Here is a 4,129-nt window from a genome sequence, read left to right as displayed (position 1 = left end):
CTAAAGTCATGAGAGGTTCAAAGCCATCAGAAGACCAAATGAATTAACTACTTGTTAACCTTACAACTAGATAAGAAGTTAACTTACTAACAAGTCAATTCATGAGTTTAGACGGGATTGTCTTGGACGTTTTGAAAGTAGCTTAGGAGTTTTTCTAATTTCTCGGTAGGGATGTCGAACTGTTGACTTAATTGATTAACCTCATCTGAGTGCTGAATAATTGGCTGACCGATTTTAGGTGGGGAACTTTGTCGGGTTGGTTCGGGATTCGGGACGACTTGAAGATGTCTAGTTTTCTCTTCTTCCTGCTTGCGGTAGTCGTTCAAGTTCTTTACTTTGCCTTTCCAGCCGTAATGGGGGTTGAGCCTGAAAGCGTAAGAGCGTCCGATTTTTGGCCCTCTGAGTATAATTCCCTTCTCTTCAAGAATGGAAATAGCTCTTGAAACGTTAGGTAACTTCATTTTGAGCTTTTCAGCTATTTCTTTTTGAGTAATTTGAATCCAATTTTCAAAGTCAAGTCGTGCTAATAAAAGAAGAAGAACTTTATAAGCTTCACCTTTTAAATCATCATCGGTTGCTAGTTGTTCTAGGGCTTCTTGACTATTCATAACCCAACCCGTTGAATAAGGATTCTGCTTAACTCCACAATAAACCACTACACCTTCTAACACCTCACCCGTATCTTGATCTACTGAGGATATTCTTCTACGTTTCATAAATCCACCAAGAGATAGTTATCATATATGATAAGTCAGTTATCGTATATGATAACTATCCAAATTGACAACCCTTATATAGAGCCATTGATAAGTTATTTTGTTTGTCTTTGTGTTAAAAAAGGATAAGCTACGCTTATCAGTTAAACTTATGAGTCGATTGGCACAGCCCCCCAGGGGGGCGAATAGTGCGGGGGTAGTGAAGGCAATTGGCGACCTCGAGTCGCCACGCTCTCGAGAAGCGATCAGCCTTACCGTACTTAGGAAGCTGCTCGGCTAGGCCTCTCGGCCATTTTTGGGCTTCGGGGAAAAAGATTTTATTGAGTTTTTTTACGGCCTTTTTTTTGTTTTTGAATAGCTTCTGCTTTTATAGTGTCAACAGCTTTAATTTGGCTAGACTTTCTTTTAGTAACTTTTTGAGTTGGGTTATCGAGCATAATAGTATCTATTTCTTCACGAGTCAAAGAATCTATTATTAGGGCTTCTTCTCCCGTTTCAGGATGAAGTGGAGTTAAATAAAAATTAATTCCTTGGATTTGTTGAATGCCTGATGAATCAAGATACTCAGCGACTTTTTCAAGAGTTCTTTTAAAACGTTCTTGATTAACGATACCCTGAATTTTCACTCTCATAAATTTTTAATGTGGTTTTTAATTTAGTTAAGATTCGCTTTTTTCATGATTAGCATTAAAGTCGACTTCAATAACGTTGGGTTTTTGGTTAACGACTTTTTTATTAGGATCTTCAAATAACCAACCCTCTAACTCTTCTCCCGTTTCGGACTGAACTAGAATAACTCTTTCTTTAGTTTCTGGATGGAGAATTGTCAAGTAAAAAGTTAGATCGCGCGTTTCGGTAATTCCGTATCTAGAGAGGTATTCAAAGACTTTTTCGCTTACTTGATTAATTTCTTTTAAGTCAATACGACCTTTAACTTTAATTCGCATTTCTTTGAGTTTTCCCTTATGGGTTTTTTGATATTGTACTATTTTGAAGATTCAAGGATGGAGTGGCAGAGGGTTCAGGGGAATCTAGATCACTAAATATAAATTTTCTGATGTGTCCTGCTCTTTTCAGTCTTTCCTTCTTTTCTGCCGTTTTTCCAGAGCTTTAAGAATTCTAGTCGGCTCATTATTTAAAAGACGTTCTATAGCCTCCTCTACGATGACCTCCTTATAGGGGGCATTCTCTTTACCGAGTTCTAGTTGAAGACCGAGAACAAATTTCTCTAGCTTAGTCAAGACTGCTTTATCAAGCTGGAAAGTAGCTTTTTTGAGTTCTACTGCTAGTAGCTCGTCTTTTTGACTTGTTGGCTTCTCAACTTGATGGCTAGTTGAGTCTTCGGTTTGAGTAGAGGTAGGCTGTTCTACTGGTTGAGAAGTTAACTTGCTGTCTTGTGAGCGGGAACGAGTTTGACTTGTTTTCTTGTCATTAGGTTGACTTGTTGTATTTATAACAGGTTCACTTTCTGGGATGCTAGGTAGTTCATCAACTTCTTTTGTAACGGGTTGACTGGTTAACTGTTCAGCTTCTTCACCTTCTAGCTGCTCGGCTGTGCTATCTTGTTGACTTAATGACTGATTAACAAGTTCACTTGTTGACATATCAACTGGTTCGCTGGCTGGCTGGCTAAGTTGTTCAAACCGCTCTAAAACTTTATCGGTTTTGTTGAGAGGGTCGTTATCACTGATTCTGGCTCGTCTGGGCATTAGTTTTCCTCCTAGTTACTAGATAAAATTCTTTGGGCAATGGTTCGATAAGGGTCTGAGAGTTTGGGGTCTTTGGCGGCGTAAAGGTGAATCGGTTCACCTGCTAGGTTGGATTCGGCAAACTTAACCGATTTAGGAACTGGCTCGAAGATGGTCGTTAAATCCTGCATCCGTTTGGCTAGAGAGTCTAGAACATCTCTGCACATGATGGTGTTATCGGCCATCGTGGGGATGACTCCTAAAATCTTCAAGTTAGGGTTGAGTCGCTTCTGTACGGCAGAGATGGTATCTAGTAGAGAAGCTAATCCTTTGAGGGCAAAGAATTGACACTGAACAGGAATTAAAACAGCATCGGCACAAGTGAGGGCGTTAACGGTTAAAAGTCCTAACGATGGGGGGCAGTCGATGAGGATGTGGGCATATTTGGCTTTAACGGGCGCAAGTCTTTCAGAAAGAATATAAGAACTACCGACTTTGCTAATCAGTTCGGGTTCTCCGTTGGCCAGGAGAATATCGGCGGGTAACAGGTCAAGTTGAGTGAGCTTGGTACGAACGATCGCGGACTCTGCGGTGGCTTCTTCTTTGAGGACTTCATAGATAGTTGGTTGGTCGTCTTCGCTGTCTTCGAGGTTCAAGCCTAACCCAGAGGTTAAGTTGCCTTGAGGGTCGAGGTCAACGACGAGACAGAGGGCGGTTTCGGCTAGGATTCCTCCTAAGCAAATGGATGATGTGGTTTTGGCGACTCCGCCTTTTTGGTTGACAAGAGCGATAATCATAGCTTGTCTACTTGATAAGTTGTTAACTTGTCAGACAGTTATCGAGTTAACTTACTAACAAGTTGTATTGCTATATTAATCGATTGTTTAAGCTTCGGGGAAGCCACTTGCCAACCGATAACTATGCACTCTGTTTGTCAGATTCAAGCAAATCGTGTCCGTAAGAATTATCAATAGCACATAACCAGCCTCCATTTGTGTCCCGCTTAAATACATAAGTTGCTCTCCTTTCTACTGTGGGATAATTCTTTGCTGAGACTATGGTTTTAGCCAAGACTAGGGCAGTATCCCCTGTTTCGAGAATCTTCATCTCCGCCTGTTTGACATCTAAAGTATGTTCAAAGTAATCGGCAATTTTGCCAAATGCTTCCTTAATTTGCGCTTTTCCCGTCGCATTCACATTAGGTTTAATTACCAATATGGCATCATCAGCGTAAATATTGATCAGGGTATCGAAATCTTCCTGATTTATTGCTTTGTCTGCTTTCTGGATAAGAAGCTCTATAGGATGTTGACTCATTTGTCTATTTCTTCTTTTGTTTGTACATAACAGTTGAACTTAATCAGCGACGTTTCTGTCGATACTCATCTAAACTAGCAACTCTACCTTTCCAGCCAAAATCAGGATTTAGCCTGTAGGCGTAGGAACGTCCCATCTTCGGCCCCTTGAGCAAAATCTCCTTATCGACCAGCAAGATCATTGCACTAGATACATTCTGCTTTTTAATATTCAGTTGGTCAGCTATCTCTTTCTGAGTCACATGAATCCAATTCTCGAAGTCTAACCGAGTATCAGGTGAAGATGATCCAATAATATTAGAATGGGCAGCCCAAGAAAATAGAATTTTGCGGACTCATGATGTAGCAACAATTACACGTTATGCTTATGAGCGATTAGCAGATGATAAGTCTATGCCTGGAGTAATTG

7 protein-coding genes are annotated in these 4,129 nt (G+C 40.5%); all 7 read right to left on the bottom strand.

Features of this window, described 5'->3' with window-relative positions; all coding sequences use genetic code 11:
* Window positions 1–107: 107 nt before the first annotated feature.
* The 7 genes from CFPU101_RS25060 to CFPU101_RS25030 all read right to left on the bottom strand — a co-directional run bounded on the left by CFPU101_RS25060 (window position 108) and on the right by CFPU101_RS25030 (window position 3,962).
* The gene (locus CFPU101_RS25060; protein WP_206818588.1) at window positions 108–716 is read right to left on the bottom strand and encodes a replication/maintenance protein RepL; all 609 of its coding nucleotides are present in this window, start codon (window positions 714–716) and stop codon (window positions 108–110) included.
* A gap of 317 nt (window positions 717–1,033) precedes the next feature.
* Window positions 1,034–1,348 (bottom strand): hypothetical protein, encoded by a 315-nt coding sequence (locus CFPU101_RS25055; protein WP_206818586.1) that lies wholly within the window; start codon window positions 1,346–1,348, stop codon window positions 1,034–1,036.
* A 27-nt stretch (window positions 1,349–1,375) separates the two neighbouring features.
* Entirely contained in the window at window positions 1,376–1,663 is a 288-nt protein-coding gene (locus CFPU101_RS25050) for a hypothetical protein (protein ID WP_206818583.1), read from the bottom strand.
* A 126-nt stretch (window positions 1,664–1,789) separates the two neighbouring features.
* Window positions 1,790–2,425, bottom strand: coding sequence for a hypothetical protein (locus tag CFPU101_RS25045; protein WP_206818581.1), 636 nt, complete (start codon window positions 2,423–2,425; stop codon window positions 1,790–1,792).
* 11 nt (window positions 2,426–2,436) lie between these two features.
* Window positions 2,437–3,201 (bottom strand): ParA family protein, encoded by a 765-nt coding sequence (locus CFPU101_RS25040; RefSeq protein WP_206818579.1) that lies wholly within the window; start codon window positions 3,199–3,201, stop codon window positions 2,437–2,439.
* A gap of 121 nt (window positions 3,202–3,322) precedes the next feature.
* The gene (locus tag CFPU101_RS25035; protein ID WP_206818577.1) at window positions 3,323–3,721 is read right to left on the bottom strand and encodes a nuclear transport factor 2 family protein; all 399 of its coding nucleotides are present in this window, start codon (window positions 3,719–3,721) and stop codon (window positions 3,323–3,325) included.
* Window positions 3,722–3,764: 43 nt separating this feature from the next.
* Window positions 3,765–3,962, bottom strand: coding sequence for a hypothetical protein (locus tag CFPU101_RS25030; protein WP_206818575.1), 198 nt, complete (start codon window positions 3,960–3,962; stop codon window positions 3,765–3,767).
* Window positions 3,963–4,129 lie beyond the last annotated feature (167 nt).

Source organism: Chroococcus sp. FPU101, from assembly GCF_017312365.1.
Taxonomy (GTDB): Bacteria; Cyanobacteriota; Cyanobacteriia; order Cyanobacteriales; family Microcystaceae; genus Chroococcus.
This window is presented reverse-complemented; position numbering and strand designations above follow the sequence as displayed.